An 18,696-nucleotide genomic window follows, 5' to 3' on the forward strand; every position below is an offset into this window, starting at 1 on the left:
TTTTCAGCACCGGAATGCCCGGTTGAATTCAAGGAGGAACACCATGGCCGGATATACCCCGATGATGGAGCAGTATTTATCAGTGAAGGCGACAGCAACTGACGCCATTTTGTTTTTCCGTCTAGGCGATTTTTATGAGATGTTTTTCGAGGATGCAATTACGGCCTCTCGTGAATTAGAGATTACATTGACGGGACGCGGAGCAGGTCAAGAGGAACGGATTCCAATGTGCGGTGTTCCTCATCATGCCGCGGAAGGTTATATTGCAAGACTTATCGATAAAGGCTACAAAGTCGCAGTTTGCGAACAGGTCGAAGATCCGGCCAGTGCGAAAGGCGTAGTTCGACGCGAGATTGTGCGGATTGTGACTCCAGGAACGGTTATGGATTCGAAGTCAGTTGGTGACACATCGAATAACTTTATTGTTGGGGCGGCGCATCAATCTGGACGCTTCGGAATTGCCGCATGCGATTTGACGACCGGAGAGCTATATGTGACGTCCTCATCAGACTCTCATGAAACGGTTAAGAATATTCTTAATGTCTACCGACCGTCTGAGGCAGTTGGAGATGAAGCATCGATAGTTGCCATTCAATCCGATAGGAATGCGACTGCACGAGCGATACTAACAACCGTTAGGGATGAGGTTGATCTGACTAAGCTTGCTGATCAATTCCCTGATGAGCAATGGAACAGCCATGAGCTTGTAAGACAGCAGGCAGTTGCTCGTTTGATTGCTTATTTGGATGAGACACAGAAAAGATCACTGACCCATCTGCGCTCAGTGAAGGCTTACGATTCAGAATCATTTATGTCGTTAGACGCATTCACTCGACGCAATCTTGAGCTAACGGAAACCGTACGGGATCGTTCTCGTAAAGGCTCTTTATTGTCTTTACTTGATCGGACACGTACAGCTATGGGCGCTAGATTACTTAAGCGCTGGATTGACCAGCCGTTGTTAAACCGTAATGAAGCTGAGAGAAGATTGGATGCGGTAGAAGCGCTCAATCAAGATTGGATTAAACGCAAGGAGCTACGGGACGAGCTCGGTGAGGTATATGATCTTGAAAGGCTTGCGGGACGAATTGCTTATGGAACCGCTAATGCCCGAGATTTGAATGCTCTCAAAAACTCACTGAAACGCATACCAGCTATCCAGGAGCTATGCCAAACGCTAGATGTGGTCTCCTTAAATGCACTTGCTGAACGCATGGATGCTTGTTCAGATATTGCGGATGCGATTGAACGAGCCATTGCGGACGAGCCACCTGTAACCTTAAAGGACGGGGGCATAATCCGCACAGGCTATGATAGCAAACTGGATGAATTGCGTGAAGCAAGTCAGAATGGAAAGCAATGGATTGCCGAGCTAGAGCGCCAGGAGCGGGAAGCGACAGGAATCAAATCTTTGAAAATCGGCTTCAACAAAGTATTCGGATATTACTTGGAAGTTACACGCGCAAATGTAGTTCATCTGCCTGAAGGTAGATATGAACGGAAGCAGACGCTGGCGAATGCGGAGAGATATGTTACCCCTGAGCTGAAGGAGAAGGAAGCACTTATTCTGGAAGCGGAGGATCGCATGTTCGATCTGGAATACGAGCGTTTCATAGCCTTACGTGAAGAGATTGCAGGGCAAATGGCAAGACTGCAGCGTCTGGCGGAAAGCGTTGCAGCTTTGGACGTGCTTCAAGCTTTCGCGGAAGCGAGTGCGGAGCGCAGATACAGCCGTCCTAGCTGGACCGATGGCGATGGGTATGATCTGACGATTGAAGAGGGCCGTCATCCGGTCGTGGAATCCGTTAACGAGAATGGTGTATTCATTGCAAACGAAACGACGTTAACCGCATCTGAAGGTGCAATTTTACTCATTACAGGACCTAATATGGCTGGTAAAAGCACCTATATGCGTCAGGTAGCAATGATCTGCCTCATGGCGCAGATTGGCTGCTTCGTCCCAGCACGTCGAGCGGTACTGCCGTTCGTAGATCGCATCTTTACTCGAATAGGGGCAGCTGATGATCTGGTTGGCGGTCAAAGTACGTTCATGGTTGAGATGAAGGACATTCAGGTGATGACCGAGCAAGCAACCAAGAGAAGCTTGATTATCATCGATGAGTTAGGTCGAGGGACTTCAACGGATGAGGGAATGGCGATTGCTCAATCTGTTATTGAATATGTACATAATCATATTGGATGCAAGGCGCTTGTCTCAACCCATTTTCACGAATTGGCACATCTGGAAAGCTCACTATCCGGTCTTCGAAATGGTTGTATGGCGGTTAAGGAAGGCGCAGATGGCGTTACTTTCCTTCGTAAGCTAGTACCAGGTGCAGCCGATTCGAGCTACGGGATTTACTGCGCCCAGCTTGCTGGGTTACCGGAAACGATCGTATCACGTGCTTACACCCTGCTCAACGAGCATAGCTCGTTTGACACAAGTGGTTTCAACAGCATTGCGAATAGCCTTGTCATCAAGGAAGTGGCGACAGCTACAGCCTATAGCGAGCCTGTAAGCCAAGAGTTAGGTTCTCAACCTGTAATTCCTACGAATGACGCTATCCAACTGTCTATGTTCGTAGATGCTGCTCCCTCCGTTAAGCCTGCGAAGCCAACCGTCAATGACAAGCTGCTCGACAAGCTTCGGAAGCTTGATGTCATGAGAATGACACCGATGCAAGCGTTAGAATGGTTAAACGACGCGAGAAATCAATTGACGGAAAGTGGGGATCATTGATGAACCGATATAAGAAATTTCGGATTACGGTTGCACTGCTATTATCGTTAGCTCTATTCGGATTATGGACACCAGCTGTTCTTGGAGCGACCGTCAAACAGGTCCAGGAAGTTCGTGAGCTTCTCGAGGAATACCATCTGAGTAAACCAAGTAATGAGGATTTATCCGATTCTGGCATCGAAGCGATGGTTGGTTCTTTGAATGATCCCTATACGAAATATTTTGATGATGAGCAATGGGAAGCCTTTAATTCTTCATTGGAGCAAACATTCGTTGGCGTTGGGATCGTTATGGCCGAAGAACAAGGAACTGTATATGTCGAGGATGTCATTCCTGGAAGTCCTGCTCAATTAGCAGGCGTTCAACCAGGTGATGCACTCGTAGAGGCAGACGGGAAATCTCTTAAAGGAAAAACGACAGCTCAAATACAGAAAGTGTTACTCGGTGTAGAAGGTGAGGAAGTTGCCCTCAGTGTTTCACGTAATGGCAAAGCACTAAAGTTCAAAATCATACGTAAGTCTGTTCAGATTCCAGTTGTAACTATTCGAATGCTGGATGAGGGCATTGGTTATTTGGCTTTATCAGGATTTAGCTCGGATGCGGGGAAGGAAGTCGGACGCGAATTAGCGGTATTGGAGAAAAATGGGCTTACCTCGCTTGTCCTAGATCTACGCAATAATGGCGGAGGATATGTGAATGCCGCGCAGGAAATCGCTGGCATGTTCGTTAAAGAGGGTGTGTTAGCTCATATGCGCGATCGAGATGGGGTTGATCATCCACTCACGATTAGTGGCTCCGTTAAACCTTATCCGGTTATTATTCTTGTAAACGGCAATTCTGCTAGTGCTTCTGAGCTACTCTCAGGTGCTCTTCAAGATTATGGTGTTGCGAAGCTTGTAGGGACTAAAACATATGGTAAAGGCGTTGTCCAGTCGATTATTCCTGTTCAGAGTGGCGGTATGCTGAAGGTTACGATAGAAGAATACTATACACCTACAGGGAAAAAGGTAGATAAAGTGGGGCTTGTACCTAATCTCGTACTCAATGGGGCGGCAGAGCAGCTGATTGGTGCCTTTCGCTTAGCTGGGGGACAGAAGGTGACGGCAACTTCTGGTAAAGGTGTATTGACGGTTAATGGAGTTCGAATTGCTCAGCCGAATGCAGCATGGAAAGAGAAAACGGTTTGGTATGTTAATCTTAAATTCGCAAGCTCCTTAATTGATTCCAAGCTATTATATAACGCCAAAAATCATACCCTTTCTCTTACTAAGGGAGCGCAGGTTCAGACGATCAAGACGAATGACTCTCATATCAGGATGAAGGATGGTCAATCGTATATCGATGTTAGATTGTTGAAAAAATGGTTTTCTAATTTCACCTACTCTCCAGTAGGAGATACGATCAAATTTACGGCTAGTTAAATAAGGAAGTCAAACTCGATGATAAGGAGTGAGTCGGCATGGGAATCATTCGCCCCCTCGATGAACATTTAGCGAATCAGATCGCGGCTGGTGAAGTGGTTGAAAGGCCGGCCTCCGTATTGAAGGAATTAATCGAGAATGCGGTTGACGCCAATGCAACCCGAATTCATGTATCTGCCGAAGAAGGGGGACTCAACCTTCTTCGGGTAGCGGACGATGGAAATGGCATTCAACCAGATGATATATTGCTTGCATTTCAACGACATGCGACGAGTAAGATAGCAACGGGCAAGGATCTGTTTCAGATTCTCACCTTGGGATTTAGAGGAGAGGCTTTGCCAAGTATTGCAGCTGTTGCCAAGGTGAAATGTGTGAGCGCGACTGATGACAGTGGCTTAGGTCGTTTACTTGAGATCGAGGGTGGGGCGATTTTAGCAGATCGCGACACGAATGCACCTAAAGGAACGGAAATGGTCGTCAAAGATTTATTCTATAACACGCCTGCACGCCTGAAATATATGAAAACAATTCAGACGGAGCTTGGTCATCTCTCTGATGTTGTATACCGTCAAGCGCTCGCACGACCAGATATTGCGTTCACGTTCATTCATAACGGGAATACGCTTCTTCGTACACCCGGGAATGGAGATTTGCGACAGGTGGTCGCGGCGATCTATGGGACTTCTTCCGCGAAAGCGATGATTGAAGTGAAGGAAGAGAGTCCTGATTATTCAATCATAGGTCTTACAGCATTACCCATTGAAACAAGAGCGAATCGCAATGCTGTAACCGTCCTAGTAAATGGTCGTTACGTTCGCAGTCAGGCGGTTGTTCAGCCACTTATGCAGGCTTATCACACTTTGCTTCCCTTGCATCGTTATCCACTTACTGTGCTTGATTTGAAGATGCATCCGACATTGGTGGATGTGAACGTCCATCCTGCGAAGCTGGAGGTGCGGTTCAGTAAGGAAAATGAACTGCGGGCTTTTGTTGAAGATGCGATCAAGAAAGCATTGAGTACGGAAGCCTATATCCCGTCTGGAGCAGCAGTTCGAACGCCGAAGGTTAATGCTTGGGTTCAGGATCAAATCCGCTTTCAAGTGCCAGCAGTTGATACTGCGAAGGACGAGCTGGCGGCTTCCGTTCTAGCAGCGATGGAATTCGATTCCAGACCAACCGTTGCTGAGAACAAGTCGAATTACGCGCCAACACCCTCAGAGCCTGTAAACAAGTTAGCTTCTCATGAAGGATGGTCAGCACCTCCACCTCTGAAGGAGCGTTCGAGTTATTCTTCTTCTGAGCGTTCATCATCATCTTCATGGACGGAAAAACCAGTAGGGGAGAAAATTCCAGAGCAGGTGTGGAAGTCCGCATTTGCTGTGCCGGAAGTCAAGCCTCAGGTTCCTGAGTTTCCGGAATTAAGCTGGGTAGGGCAACTACACGGGACATATATCGTGGCCCAGAATACGAATGGCTTATATTTAATTGATCAGCATGCTGCCCATGAGCGTATTCATTATGAATATTATTACGATAAATTTGGTCGTCCTGAAGAGGCTAGTCAGGAACTATTGCTTCCTGTCACTCTGGAGTTCGCACCGGATGAAAGTACGGTGCTTCGCGGGAGATTAGCTGCATTTGAAAGTGCCGGTGTGTATATGGAGGATTTCGGTGGGAATACCTTTATCATTCGAGCTGTACCCCATTGGTTTCCAGGTGGGGACGAGGCGGCTATCGTTCGCGAGATGGCCGAATGGATCATTGAGGAACGTAGTGTAGACCTTCATGTTCTGCGTGAGAGAGCAGCGATTATGTGCTCATGTAAAGCGTCAATTAAAGCGAACCAAGCTTTAACAAGGGAATCCGGAGAGAAGCTGCTTGAGCGGCTTGGCGCTTGTCAACAGCCCTATACTTGTCCACATGGTCGGCCAATCGTCATTAGCTTTAGCACGTATGAGCTTGAGAAAATGTTTAAGCGGGTGACATCTTGATCGTTACGACGTCGGAACGTCCGCCTGTCGAAACCATCGAACACGCGATGAGCATAGCAACTGAGCTTGAAGTATCCTATGCCCCTCGTTCTAACAAAACAATCCGTGCCCTGCAGACGAAATGGGAAGAAGAGGCTATTGTTGTCGTCAGTCCTCAAGAAATTCGTCTTATGCAGGAGGGGCAGCAGCCGTTCTATTTTCACCCTAGTATGGCTCTCGTTCGGCTTAAGAGACTAAGATCAGGCGGTAACGATACGTTAATTTCCGTCTCTGGCGCTGTAACGGGTGACACGGTGTTGGATTGCACAGCGGGCTTGTGCTCGGACTCGCTTGTGTTCAAATATGTGGTTGGAGAACAAGGTAAGGTTGTCGCTATGGAAGCTTCTCGGACTCTTCACGTGATTGTAAGAGAAGGACTGCAAACCTACAAGACGGGTTTAGCGGATATTGATCAGGCAATGCGTGGGATTCAGACTGTACAGGGACAGCATCAAGAGCTTCTGTCTCGAATGGAGGATAACAGTGCAGATATCGTTTACTTCGATCCGATGTTTGAGAAGCCGGTGACGACGTCCAACTCGATGGTTCCGATTAGATCCCAAGCCGTTCGTGAGTCGCTGACAAGAGAAGCAGTTAAAGATGCGATTCGCATTGCGCGCAAGAAAGTTGTACTTAAAGATCATCGCGATAGCGGTCAGTTCGAGCGACTGGGCTTCCGCCTTGCTCGGGTGTCAGCTTCAGCGGTAGCTTACGGGGTGATAGAGATTGATGGATGAATCAGCAGACAACCGCCCACCTTTGCTTGTACTGGTTGGTCCCACCGCAGTTGGAAAAACGGCGTTGAGCCTACAACTGGCCAAAGCCTTAAACGCAGAAATCATCAGTGGGGATTCAATGCAAGTGTATCGTCGAATGGACATTGGGACAGCCAAGCTTATGCCGGTGGATAGAGAGGGTATTCCTCATCATCTTATCGACATTTGTGAGCCGGAATATCCATTCTCAGTTTCAGAGTTTCAAAGCTTATGTACGGAGAAAATTAGTGAAATTCATAGCCGCGGCCGATTACCCTTTATTGTAGGGGGGACGGGCCTATATGTAGAATCAGTATGCTACGGATTTCAGTTCCAGGATATTGGCGCAGATGAGTCCTTCAGAGGGGAAATGAGAACCTTTGCTCAAGAGCACGGGGCTCAAGCATTGCATGACCGTCTGCAGGGTGTTGACTCTGTATCAGCAAATAAGCTACACCCGAACGATGAGGGCAGAGTTATTCGAGCACTTGAAGTCTTTCATCTGACAGGTAAACCGCTATCAGAATTGCAGGACCAATCTCGCGGAGATGACAAGAAGTCCCCTTATCGCTTATGTATTATCGGATTAACGATGGACCGAGCGGATCTCTATAGTCGAATAGAGCAGCGTGTGGATGAAATGCTTGCATTGGGATTAGTAGATGAAGTGCGTTCACTCCTGCGTGAGGGCGTTCCGCGAGACGCTGTATCTATGCGAGGACTCGGCTATAAGGAAATTGTAGCGAGCTTAGCGGGGGAGATGAGTGATGCGGAAGCGGTAGACATTCTTAAGAGGGACACGAGACATTTTGCCAAACGTCAACTGAGTTGGTTTAGGCATATGAAAGCCCTAGAATGGGTCGATGTTGGCAACGATGCAAAAAACAGCACACTTTTCGCTGAGATCTGTGCTATAATAGCAGGAAAGTTTCAGATTGATATTGAATATATTTGATCATAAATATGTGTTGCGATGGGAGTTTACGGCCAATGAACAAATCCATTAACATCCAGGATACATTTCTAAATCAACTTCGTAAGGACAGCATTCCGGTCACTGTATACTTAACTAACGGTTTCCAAATTCGTGGCGTTGTTCGTGCCTTCGACAACTTCACCATAGTGATTGATAGTGAGGGACGTCAACAAATGGTTTACAAGCATGCGATAAGCACGTTTATGCCACAACGTAACGTATCACTTATGCAACAAGATAGTGGATCTGATAACTGATCCAGGGTCCTAGACACCGGGTTAGTGAAACTTTTAGTTTGTAACTTGCGTCTAACACAATAGGTCGGCACCTGAGCAACCCGCTAACCGGGTTGTTCTTTCTTTATGGAGGTTGTAGACGTAGTTTGGGTTAAGTCGCAATTGTTGGGTAAATTAGAGACTAGAGAGAGTAAGGATAGAAGGAGAGAACAAAATGAATCAACCTGATGTTCATAGTGATACGGGCAATAACGGTAGGGGGAAAAACAACGGTAAGACTAAGGGCAAAGGGAAAGGTAAAGGTCCTCGTAAAGGTAGAAAAAAATCAGCACTTATATGGTTGTTCTTCGTAGTATTGTTTGGCATCGTCTGTGCAGTTGTCGGATATTTGTTAATCATATTAAATGGCGAACGAATATTGAGCGCCAATATTAATAAATTGAATTTAAATCAAGCATCCATCGTCTACGATAGAAATGATAAAGAAATAGCTAAGCTAGTTGTGGCTGAAGGGAATCGTGAATTAGTACACTTCGCCGATATTCCAAAGCTCATGCAGGATGCGTTCATCGCAACAGAAGACAAACGCTTCTATGAGCATAGTGGCGTTGACTTGCTCGGCATCGGCCGGGCGCTCGTGAAGGATGTCATTGCGAGAAGCGCCGTGGAAGGTGCAAGTACAATTACGCAGCAGCTTGCGAAAAACCTATTCCTTAATGCGGATAAGACGATTTTCCGTAAGGGGACAGAGGCTTCGATTGCTCTGGCATTAGAACAGCAGAAGAGTAAGCAGGAAATTCTTGAGCTCTACTTGAACCGGATTTACTTCGGTAAAGGGCAATATGGAGTGAAAACAGCAGCTAAATATTATTTCGGTAAGTCAGATCTTAATGAATTGAAGATATGGCAAATTGCTACTTTAGCGGGTATACCTAAGTCTCCTGGAGCCTATAATCCGGTTTCTAACCCGGAGAGATCGATGGAGCGTCGCGCTGTTGTGTTGAAGCTGATGTTTGATCAAGGGCTTATAACGGAAGCTGAGAAGGAAGAAGCAGCTAAGGTCGTCTATAAACCCATCGCTTCAAGTAATAAAGACACGAAGTATATGACGTATATTGATTATGTGATTGATGAAGCAGTAGAAAGAACAGGGAAAACAGAAGAAGAACTAAGAAGTGCGGGATACAAGATTACAACGACAATTAATACAAAAGCTCAGACGGTAATGGAGAAGGAATTCGCTAACGACGCTAGATTTGAGAAAAGCGTTGACGATAGGATTGTACAAGGCGCGATGGTCATCATGGATCAACACGATGGTTCTTTAATCGCCATGGTTGGTGGACGCAATTACGAGATGTCAGGCACGAATCGTGTGGTTGGGAAGCGACAGCCCGGCTCATCTTTTAAGCCGATCATGGATTATGGTCCTGCGATTGAAACGGGTGACTACTTCCCGTGGTCAACTGTACAGGACGTGAAGAAATGCTATGGGGATTACTGTCCAAGCAATTCCAATGGGAATTATCTTGGAACCATTCCGATGACACAAGCTGTTAAAGAGTCGCGAAATGCATCTGCTGTTTGGTTGCTGAATGAAATTGGCATTAGTAATGGATTGAAGTTCGCAGAGAATCTTGGCATTAAGCTTGAGAAGGAAGATCGCAACCTTGCTGTTGGTTTAGGGGGTCTGACTCGCGGAGTTACCCCAGTGGAGATGGTCCGTGCTTACGGTGCTTTCGCTAATGGTGGCAAGCTACAAGATCCTCATAGCATTCTGAAAATTGTGGACAATAAAGGCAAACCCGTATATGAATTCGATGCACCTAAAGGTAATCAGGTCATGAGCGAATACACTTCCTATTATGTGACGGAGTTGTTGAAGGGTGTCGTTCAGAAGGGTGGAACTGGAGTAAAGGCTAGCATTAGTGGTCGTACAGTTGCAGGTAAAACAGGTACGACACAAGCCGGTATTCCGGGACTTAAAACAAGCAAAAACCGCGATGTGTGGTTTGTGGGTTATACCCCTGAGTGGACAGCGGCAGTATGGTTCGGTTATGACAAAACCGACAAGGAGCATTTATTGTCTAAAACGCAAAGTAGTGGTCAAGCAGCTGCTTTGTTCTCCGCTGTTATGTCTAAGGGGCTTGAAGGCGTGGAACGTAAATCGTTCCCTAAGCCATCTGGTCTGCAAGTGGAACAAAAGCTTCCTGGAGTAGCAGGATTTATGGCAGCATACTCGCCTGAGCTCGTATCCGTTGAATTAACTTGGGGTGCAGTTGAAGGTGAAAATGTTACCTATAAGGTTTACCGCAAAGAAGATGGGGAAGCGGAATTTAAACTTCTTGCAGAAATTCCAGATCCTGCGTATGACGATTTTGCGATATTGCCGGATCAGACCTTCACATACTATGTGACGGCGTATTATGGGGATAAGAAACAGGAGAGCGAGCCGTCGGAAAAACTATCGATAACGATCACTACCGGAATGGAGGTCACCCCCACTCCCGGAGAAGAAGGGGATGGTGATTTCCCAGATGATAACGAAAATCCGGGATCTTCTGAGCCACCGATTGAAATTGTAGTGCCGGGCGAAACTCCGTCACCAACACCATCGGAACCTCCAACATCATCGGAGAGCCCTTCCCAACCTCCGTTGGAAGGTGTGCCACCGGTTCAGGTACCCAATGAAGAAGCTAACACTACACCTTAAGAACGTAATAATCTTAAGTGTAGCGTTGAATAGATTGTTAAGAAGCAGCTGAGCTCGTATCTCGTATACGCTCAGCTGCTTTTTGTCATGGCAGGACGGTTCTCAACTGGTTCGTAAAGGCAAGTTGTGGTAAGCTTTGAGTATATTGAGTTGCCCTGATGGCAATGAGGATCACCACACTAACGTTGGACAGACGGAAAGGAAAGTCGCAATGAAACGTAAATTTTCGGATCGAGCGAATTGGCGGCGAATATTAAAGAAAAGTTATGCTTGTATCCCGATGGATGAGCCTCATTTTAGAGGCTTCGTTACATTGTATCGGATACATGAGCTACGGGATCCGTTATGGAAGGAATACAATGGACGGAGAATGTGTTTAGCGGATCGTGGATATTTGTGGATGCAGCATTTTCCACGCGGTGAGCACTTCGTAGTGACAACGATGTTCGATGACAAAGGACAGGTCGTGCAGTGGTATATCGACATTTGTAAAATCCAAGGCTTAACGGATCAGCAAGTTCCTTGGTTCGACGATTTGTTTCTAGACATCGTTGTATTGCCGACGGGTGAGAAGCTGCTTCTAGACGAAGATGAATTAGAGGAAGCATTGGATGAGGGTCAGATTACACTACGTGATTCAGCCATGGCGCAGAAGACTGCTGGGCGGTTAATGGAGCTTATTAATCAGAATAAATTCCCCTATTTCGACATGAGCTTAAACCACAGACGTACATTGCTGGAAAAGCTGGGTTGGGAGAAAGGTAACTCTTGATGCAGAGTACTTTATTAACTCAGGAGCCGAAACGTCGTTCCAAATGGCTTCGGATGTTGCTACGATTATTCGCGATCGGATTGATTGCGCTGCTGGCTTGGTGCGGCATGCTTTATTATTGGATCACGAGCTTCGAGGGTGTTCCTAAATCGGGAAATCCAAGTCCTGCTGATGTAGGAATCGTACTTGGTGCAACTTTATGGAATAATGAGCCGAGCCCAGGCTTGCGGGAGCGACTGGATCATGCGCTCGCTCTCTATCGTTCTGGGGCGTTCAAGAGCTTCATTGTAACCGGTGGTCTTGATAGTAACGGGGCAACATTAACGGAAGCGGAAGGCATGAGAAATTACTTAATCGAGCAAGGTGTCTCTCGGCAATCGATCTATATGGATTCTCTTTCCAGAAGCACCTATGAGAACTTAGATTTTGCACAAGAAATCATGACTCAGAACGAGTGGGATACGGCTATCATCGTTACACATAGTTATCACGGATCAAGAGCAGCTAATATTGCCAAGAAGCTTGGCTTTAACCCCGTTCAGGTCAGTGTCACCGATTCCAAAGTATTGAAAATGTCTTATCATGAAACGCGTGAAGTGTTAGCTTATACGAAATGGCTCGTTACTAAGATCTTCCTATGACTAGTGTAAGGACGAACGGAATACATTGGTATTGCGGCATATTCGTCGACACAAGCCATATGGGGTGAAGCTTGATGAATGCTAAAGCGAATGCATCTGAGTCAATTGAAGCTTCGACCGCGCAGAAGAGACCCTCTAGACAGATTAACGTCATCCTGCGCAGTGCGGATCCTGATTACTCAACCGGAAATACGGGTGCAGCTGAGTCCTCAGGTACTCCTAAATTGCTGCCACAATCTGGTCCATGGGTGGAGTGGCAGAAGGAACTTGACCGTATGACAGGTCTAGATGACATCAAGGAGCTCGTTTATGAAATATACGCCTTACTGCAGATTATGCAGTATCGCAGCGAAGCAAGCTTGCAGGCTCAAGCGCATGTCTATCATATGATCTTTAAAGGGAATCCCGGAACTGGAAAAACGACGGTGGCGCGATTGCTTGCGAAGCTATTCCAAAGCATGGGCTTGCTTGCTAAAGGCCACCTCGTGGAAGTGGAACGAGCCGATCTCGTGGGGGAGTACATCGGACATACGGCCCAGAAAACGAGAGAATTGGTGAAGAAATCTCTTGGGGGCGTATTATTCGTTGATGAAGCTTATAGCCTTGCCCGTGGAGGGGAGAAGGATTTCGGTAAAGAAGCGATCGATACGTTAGTAAAGGCAATGGAAGACTATAAAAATCAGTTTGTGCTCATATTAGCGGGGTACACTCTTGAGATCGACAACTTCTTGATGACCAATCCAGGATTACCTTCAAGATTTCCAATACAAATGGAATTTCCTGATTATACGGTCGATCAGCTCGTCCAAATCGCAGAAGGCATGACTAAGGAGAGGGACTACACATTACTCCCACAAACCGTATATAAATTGCGACAGCTGCTTGTACAAGAAAAGCTGGAATCGGTATTCGACTTCAGCAATGCAAGATATGTACGTAATGTTCTGGAGCGGGCAATCCGTTATCAAGCGGTACGATTATTATCCCAGCATCCGACGGTATCACCAGGACGGCAGGAGCTTATGGCGTTGCGTCCCGAAGATATTCGGAGCTTATGAAGATCTATTAGAAAGTAGGATATGAATGAGACAAAGTACATACGACACAGGAACCGATGAACTGGAGAAAGCTTTGCTCATTAGTCTTGTAACCGATAAAGTGAAAAGATCGGGAGCAGACCCACAGCACTCCATTGATGAACTCGCATCGCTAGCCGAAACGGCTGGCGTTGCGGTTGTCGATACCATCATGCAAAATCTTGAAGTTCCAGACAAAAAGTATTTCGTAGGTAAAGGTAAAGTGCAAGAGGTGCTAGAACTGGCTGAGAAGACCGGTGCGACAACTGCGATATTTGATCAAGAGCTGTCAGGCTCGCAGGTGAGAAATCTCGAACAAGCTTTGGATATGAAGATCATCGACCGCACGCAGCTCATCTTGGATATATTCGCTGGCCGCGCCAAAACTCGGGAAGGTATTCTACAGGTGGAATTGGCGCAGCTGTCTTATTTGCTTCCTAGACTTTCTGGCCATGGTGTAAATTTATCGCGTCTTGGCGGGGGCATCGGTACACGAGGACCTGGTGAAACGAAGCTAGAGACAGACCGTCGTCACATTCGTGACCGAATAACGGAGCTCAAGCGTCAATTAGAAACGGTAACCGCTCACCGCAGCTTGCATCGCGAGCGCCGTCGTAAAGTGGGGGCGGTTCAAGTTGCTCTTGTGGGTTATACGAATGCAGGAAAGTCGACATTGCTTAGGCAATTGACAGAAGCGGATGTGCTTGTGGAAGATAAGCTTTTCGCTACCTTGGATCCAACGTCCCGCAGCCTGGAGTTGCCAAGCGGCAAAGAGATCATTATTACAGACACGGTCGGATTTATACAGAACCTTCCCCATGATTTGGTCGCTGCGTTTCGTGCGACATTGGAGGAGGCTGGCGAAGCTGACTTACTCTTGCACGTCGTGGATACATCGTCACCAATGCGTGAAAGACAGATGAAAGTCGTTGAAGAGGTGCTTCAACAGCTTGGTGCAGGTGGCAAGCCGACGCTGATTGTCTATAACAAAATCGATCTTAGCTCAGAGGATGCTTTGTCTCTGTTGACCGGTGGGCCGGACACGATTCGCGTGAACGCCTTCATCGAACAAGACATGACGCAATTGCGTGAAGCTATTGAGGATCGTATTCTCGGTGATACAATACAATTCCGCATTCCGGCATCCCGGGGTGATTTGGCGGCATTAGTGTACCGTGTAGGAGAAGTAATGGATCAGGATACAGAGGAGGACTTCCTCCTTTTCAATGTTAGGCTTAACCCAACGGATATGGAGAAATCAGGTCGCACACTCGAGCCTTATCGGGTCGAACAGTAATTGCGAGCTGCTTATACGAAAAGGAGAACATCATGCAGGACCCTACACAGATTAACTTTGAGCAGCAATGGGAGAAGTGGGCAGATGCGGCTGAAGATCTAGCAGCACCACAGTTCCGACTTCTAGATCGAATTGTAGAGCGTAATCAATGGAAAGTAATCCAAGCATTTCAGAAGCATAGAGTTAGTGATTTTCACTTTGCGTCGTCGACAGGTTATGGATACAACGACACTGGACGTGAAGTACTTGATTTGGTATATGCCGATGTATTCGGAGCCGAGTCAGCTATCGTAAGACCTCATCTGGTATCGGGGACTCATACGATCTCCGTGGCATTGTTCGGATGCTTGCGTCCGGGGGACGAGCTTCTGTTCGTGACCGGCAAACCTTATGATACTTTGCATAAGGTAATCGGTAAGCCAGGGGACGGACTAGGATCCTTAGCAGACTTTGGTGTACAGACCAAGATTGTACCTTTAAATGAAGATGGAAGCGTAGATTGGGACGGTGTTCAGGCAGCGGTTACGGATCGTACGAAGGTTTTCGCTATTCAGCGTTCAAGAGGCTACGAATGGAGACCATCGTTCACGGTAGATCAGATCGGGGAAATGGTAACACGCATCAAAGCAATCAAACCGGATGGCATTGTATTCGTCGATAATTGCTATGGAGAGTTCACTGAGGAAAGAGAACCAACTGAGGTGGGCGTCGATCTGATCGCGGGCTCCTTGATTAAGAATCCTGGTGGTGGCTTGGCCACTAGTGGGGGATATATTGCGGGTAAACAAAGCTTGGTGGAGCTTGCTGCTTATCGACTGACCGCACCTGGTATCGGTGGAGAAGTGGGTGCCATGTTAGGGACGACGCGTTCGATCTATCAGGGATTGTTTATGGCTCCTTTGCTTGTAGGTCAAGCGGTTAAAGGGAGTGTATTCGCTTCTGCGATATTTGGAAAGCTTGGTTTTGAAACTCAACCAAAGTGGAACGATCCACGGACCGATTTAATACAAGCCATTCGGTTTAAAGCAGAGGATCCCCTTATCCATTTCGTACAGGCGATTCAGAAAGCGGCAGCTGTGGATGCGCATGTCGTACCTGTTCCTTGGGATATGCCAGGATATGAACATCCTGTTATCATGGCTGCAGGAACCTTTATCCAAGGCGGAAGCTTGGAGTTGTCAGCAGATGCTCCGGTTCGAGAACCTTATATTGCCTATATGCAAGGTGGATTAACCTATGCTCATGTGAAGTTTGCCGTTAAGAAGGCATTAATGGAGTTTCAAGCGCAGGGATATTTGTGAATTGTAAGCCTTGTTGTTATAAACCTTACATTGCTTGACATGTTTTTGGGTCGAGGTTACAATGAAAGTGATTACACAATAACAACAAGTTAAGTTGGAAGGTTGGTATGATATGGGCGAAGAGATTCGCAGGAATATGGCGTTGTTTCCGATTGGCATCGTAATGAAGCTGACCGACCTGACCGCCCGCCAAATCCGTTATTATGAGCAGCATGATTTAATCCAGCCAGCTCGAACAGACGGTAACCAACGATTGTTTTCTTTCAATGATGTTGAGCGACTAATGGAAATCAAATCATTGATCGAGAAGGGTGTTAATATTGCTGGCATTAAGCAAGTAATGAACCCCGTTGGGCAAGATGAGAACGATGGAACGATTATTAATGAAGTTTCTGAGGTTAAGCGTCGGGAGATGAGTGATTCTCAGCTTCACCGTATGCTGAAGCAAGAGCTGATGACTGGCAAACGACCGGGACAAGTATCCTTGATTCAAGGAGAGCTTACTCGTTTTTTCAAGAACAAATAATTCAATATAGAAGAGTATCCTAGGAGGCTACCATGTCTTATACTCGTGAAGATATTATTCAGATTGCTAAAGATCAGAACGTTCGATTCATTCGATTGCAGTTTACGGATTTACTCGGTTCGATTAAGAACGTTGAAATTCCATTTAGTCAATTGGAGAAAGCTTTGGATAATAAGATGATGTTTGACGGTTCTTCTATCGAAGGATACGTTCGCATCGAAGAGTCAGATATGTACTTATATCCAGATTTAAGCACATGGGTTATTTTCCCTTGGGTTACAGATAACAAAATCGCTCGTTTGATCTGTGATATCTACATGCCGGACGGTACACCGTTCGCTGGAGATCCTCGTGGTATTCTGAAGCGTGCGCTTCAGGAAGCAGAGGAAATGGGTTACTCTACGATGAATGTAGGCCCAGAGCCGGAATTTTTCTTATTCCAAACCGATGAAAAAGGTAATCCAACTATGGAGCTTAACGACCAAGGTGGATACTTTGATTTGGCACCGACAGACTTAGGTGAGAATTGCCGCCGTGATATCGTATTAATGCTAGAAGAGATGGGCTTTGAAATCGAAGCCTCACATCACGAAGTAGCGCCTGGACAGCATGAAATCGACTTTAAATATGCACCAGCGATTAAAGCAGCGGATCAAATTCAAACCTTTAAGCTTGTAGTTAAGACAATTGCTCGCCAGCATGGTTTACATGCAACGTTCATGCCTAAGCCTTTGTTCGGAATGAATGGCTCAGGTATGCATTGTCACCAATCGTTGTTCACGGGTAAAGAAAATGCTTTCTATGATGCTAATGATAAGCTTGGTTTGAGTGTCGTAGCACGTCAATATATGGCCGGTGTACTTAAGCATGCTCGGGGCATCGCAGCAATTACGAATCCAACAGTCAATTCTTACAAACGACTTGTGCCAGGATATGAAGCACCATGTTACGTGGCTTGGTCAGCAAGTAACCGTAGTCCAATGATCCGGATTCCGGCTTCCCGAGGTCTTAGCACTCGGATTGAAGTTCGTAATCCAGACCCGGCAGCAAATCCATACTTAGCTCTTGCTGTTATGCTTAAAGCAGGCTTAGACGGAATTAACAACAAAATGTCGATCCCAGCTCCTGTTGATCGTAACATCTATGTAATGAGCGAAGAAGAACGTCAAGATTCTGGTATTCCAAGCTTACCGATTAACCTTAAAGAAGCTTTGGCAGAGCTATTACGTGATGATGTCATTTGCGAAGCCTTAGGCGATCACGCATTAAGCCATTTCTACGAGCTTAAGGAAATCGAGTGGGATATGTACCGCACGCAAGTTCACCAATGGGAACGCGATCAGTACTTGACGATGTATTAAACGAGGATTTATCAAATAAAAAGGCTGCCTTTCAGACCAATGTCTGAGTGGCAGCCTTTTTGGGTTTGAATCATTTAATTAAAAGAACGAATTAATCCGATGACCTTACCAAGAATGCTCACATTGTGTAACCGGATAGGCTCCATGCTTGCGTTTTCTGGCTGTAGTCGAATGTGATCCTTTTCCTTGTAAAAGGTTTTTACAGTTGCTTCGTTCTCTTCCGTCATCGCAACTACGATATCACCGTTAGTAGCGGTAGGTTGCTGACGGACAATAACATAATCTCCATTATGAATGCCAGCTTCGATCATACTGTCTCCCATTATGGAAAGCATGAATGCGGGTTGATCGCCAACCATACCAACCGGTATTGGATAATATTCTTCGATATTTTCCATTGCTGTGATCGGAATGCCCGCAGTAACTTTCCCGAGTAGAGGGATTTGGCGGACGGAGGACGATATTCTGTAGACGTTATCTTCATCGCTTCCGAGAATCTCGATTGCACGTGGTTTAGTAGGATCGCGGCGAATCAAGCCCTTCTTCTCCAGTCGATCCAGATGACCATGTACAGTTGAACTGGAAGCAAGTCCTACGGCTTCACCAATCTCACGTACAGAAGGGGGATACCCTTTCTCTCTAACTTCGTTCTTAATGAATTCTAGTATGGAATTCTGGCGATTAGACATCTTTGACACGCCAAACCCTCCCTATGTATTAGCTCATGATGACAAATTATAGCACAGAACTCGAGTTCGCACAAACATTCGTTCGACAGAACAGATGTTCTTTTTTTGTTGACTTGAACATATGTTCGTGTTAGGATGAAACCAGAACAAATGTTTGGGGTG

15 protein-coding genes are annotated in these 18,696 nt (G+C 46.4%); 14 read left to right on the plus strand and 1 reads right to left on the minus strand.

Going from position 1 to position 18,696, the window contains the following annotated elements:
- Nucleotides 1–43: 43 nt before the first annotated feature.
- The 14 genes from mutS (at nt 44) to glnA (ending at nt 17,845) form a co-directional block, all read left to right on the plus strand.
- Nucleotides 44–2,740, plus strand: coding sequence for a DNA mismatch repair protein MutS (mutS, locus tag M1K58_RS04430; RefSeq protein WP_256757451.1), 2,697 nt, complete (start codon nt 44–46; stop codon nt 2,738–2,740).
- Nucleotides 2,740–4,161 (plus strand): S41 family peptidase, encoded by a 1,422-nt coding sequence (locus tag M1K58_RS04435; RefSeq protein ID WP_256757452.1) that lies wholly within the window; start codon nt 2,740–2,742, stop codon nt 4,159–4,161. Before mutS ends, M1K58_RS04435 begins: the two co-directional genes overlap by 1 nt.
- Nucleotides 4,162–4,199: 38 nt before the next feature.
- A complete protein-coding gene (gene mutL, locus M1K58_RS04440) occupies nt 4,200–6,152 on the plus strand; it encodes a DNA mismatch repair endonuclease MutL (protein ID WP_256757453.1) in 1,953 nt (650 codons plus the stop codon).
- Entirely contained in the window at nt 6,149–6,928 is a 780-nt protein-coding gene (locus tag M1K58_RS04445) for a class I SAM-dependent methyltransferase (RefSeq protein WP_256757454.1), read from the plus strand. The genes mutL and M1K58_RS04445 overlap by 4 nt, the downstream gene beginning before the upstream one ends.
- Entirely contained in the window at nt 6,921–7,901 is a 981-nt protein-coding gene (gene miaA, locus M1K58_RS04450; RefSeq protein ID WP_256757455.1) for a tRNA (adenosine(37)-N6)-dimethylallyltransferase MiaA, read from the plus strand. The genes M1K58_RS04445 and miaA overlap by 8 nt, the downstream gene beginning before the upstream one ends.
- 35 nt (nt 7,902–7,936) lie before the next feature.
- Nucleotides 7,937–8,179 (plus strand): RNA chaperone Hfq, encoded by a 243-nt coding sequence (gene hfq, locus M1K58_RS04455; protein WP_115993032.1) that lies wholly within the window; start codon nt 7,937–7,939, stop codon nt 8,177–8,179.
- A gap of 193 nt (nt 8,180–8,372) precedes the next feature.
- A complete protein-coding gene (locus M1K58_RS04460) occupies nt 8,373–10,871 on the plus strand; it encodes a PBP1A family penicillin-binding protein (RefSeq protein WP_256757456.1) in 2,499 nt (832 codons plus the stop codon).
- A 211-nt stretch (nt 10,872–11,082) separates the two neighbouring features.
- Nucleotides 11,083–11,643: a ribonuclease FAU-1 family protein gene (locus M1K58_RS04465; RefSeq protein WP_256757457.1), complete on the plus strand. Its 561-nt coding sequence runs from the start codon at nt 11,083–11,085 to the stop codon at nt 11,641–11,643.
- The gene (locus M1K58_RS04470) at nt 11,643–12,284 is read left to right on the plus strand and encodes a SanA/YdcF family protein (protein WP_256758240.1); all 642 of its coding nucleotides are present in this window, start codon (nt 11,643–11,645) and stop codon (nt 12,282–12,284) included. The genes M1K58_RS04465 and M1K58_RS04470 overlap by 1 nt, the downstream gene beginning before the upstream one ends.
- 74 nt (nt 12,285–12,358) lie before the next feature.
- Nucleotides 12,359–13,342 carry an AAA family ATPase gene (locus M1K58_RS04475; RefSeq protein WP_256757458.1) on the plus strand — a complete coding sequence of 328 codons (984 nt, stop codon included), beginning with the start codon at nt 12,359–12,361 and terminating at the stop codon, nt 13,340–13,342.
- A 25-nt stretch (nt 13,343–13,367) separates the two neighbouring features.
- The gene (gene hflX / locus M1K58_RS04480; RefSeq protein ID WP_256757459.1) at nt 13,368–14,657 is read left to right on the plus strand and encodes a GTPase HflX; all 1,290 of its coding nucleotides are present in this window, start codon (nt 13,368–13,370) and stop codon (nt 14,655–14,657) included.
- A gap of 32 nt (nt 14,658–14,689) precedes the next feature.
- On the plus strand, nt 14,690–15,958 hold the full coding sequence (locus tag M1K58_RS04485; RefSeq protein ID WP_256757460.1) for a methionine gamma-lyase family protein: 1,269 nt from the start codon (nt 14,690–14,692) through the stop codon (nt 15,956–15,958).
- Between the two features lie 112 nt (nt 15,959–16,070).
- Nucleotides 16,071–16,484 (plus strand): MerR family transcriptional regulator, encoded by a 414-nt coding sequence (locus tag M1K58_RS04490; protein WP_256757461.1) that lies wholly within the window; start codon nt 16,071–16,073, stop codon nt 16,482–16,484.
- Nucleotides 16,485–16,516: 32 nt separating this feature from the next.
- Entirely contained in the window at nt 16,517–17,845 is a 1,329-nt protein-coding gene (gene glnA, locus M1K58_RS04495) for a type I glutamate--ammonia ligase (RefSeq protein WP_256757462.1), read from the plus strand.
- Nucleotides 17,846–17,919: 74 nt separating this feature from the next.
- Here the strand turns inward: glnA and lexA are convergent, their stop codons facing one another.
- Nucleotides 17,920–18,543, minus strand: a complete 624-nt coding sequence (lexA, locus tag M1K58_RS04500; RefSeq protein ID WP_256757463.1) for a transcriptional repressor LexA — start codon at nt 18,541–18,543, stop codon at nt 17,920–17,922.
- Nucleotides 18,544–18,696 lie beyond the last annotated feature (153 nt).

The sequence above is a fragment of the Cohnella sp. WQ 127256 genome (assembly GCF_024519285.1).
Classification (GTDB): Bacteria; Bacillota; Bacilli; order Paenibacillales; family Paenibacillaceae; genus Cohnella.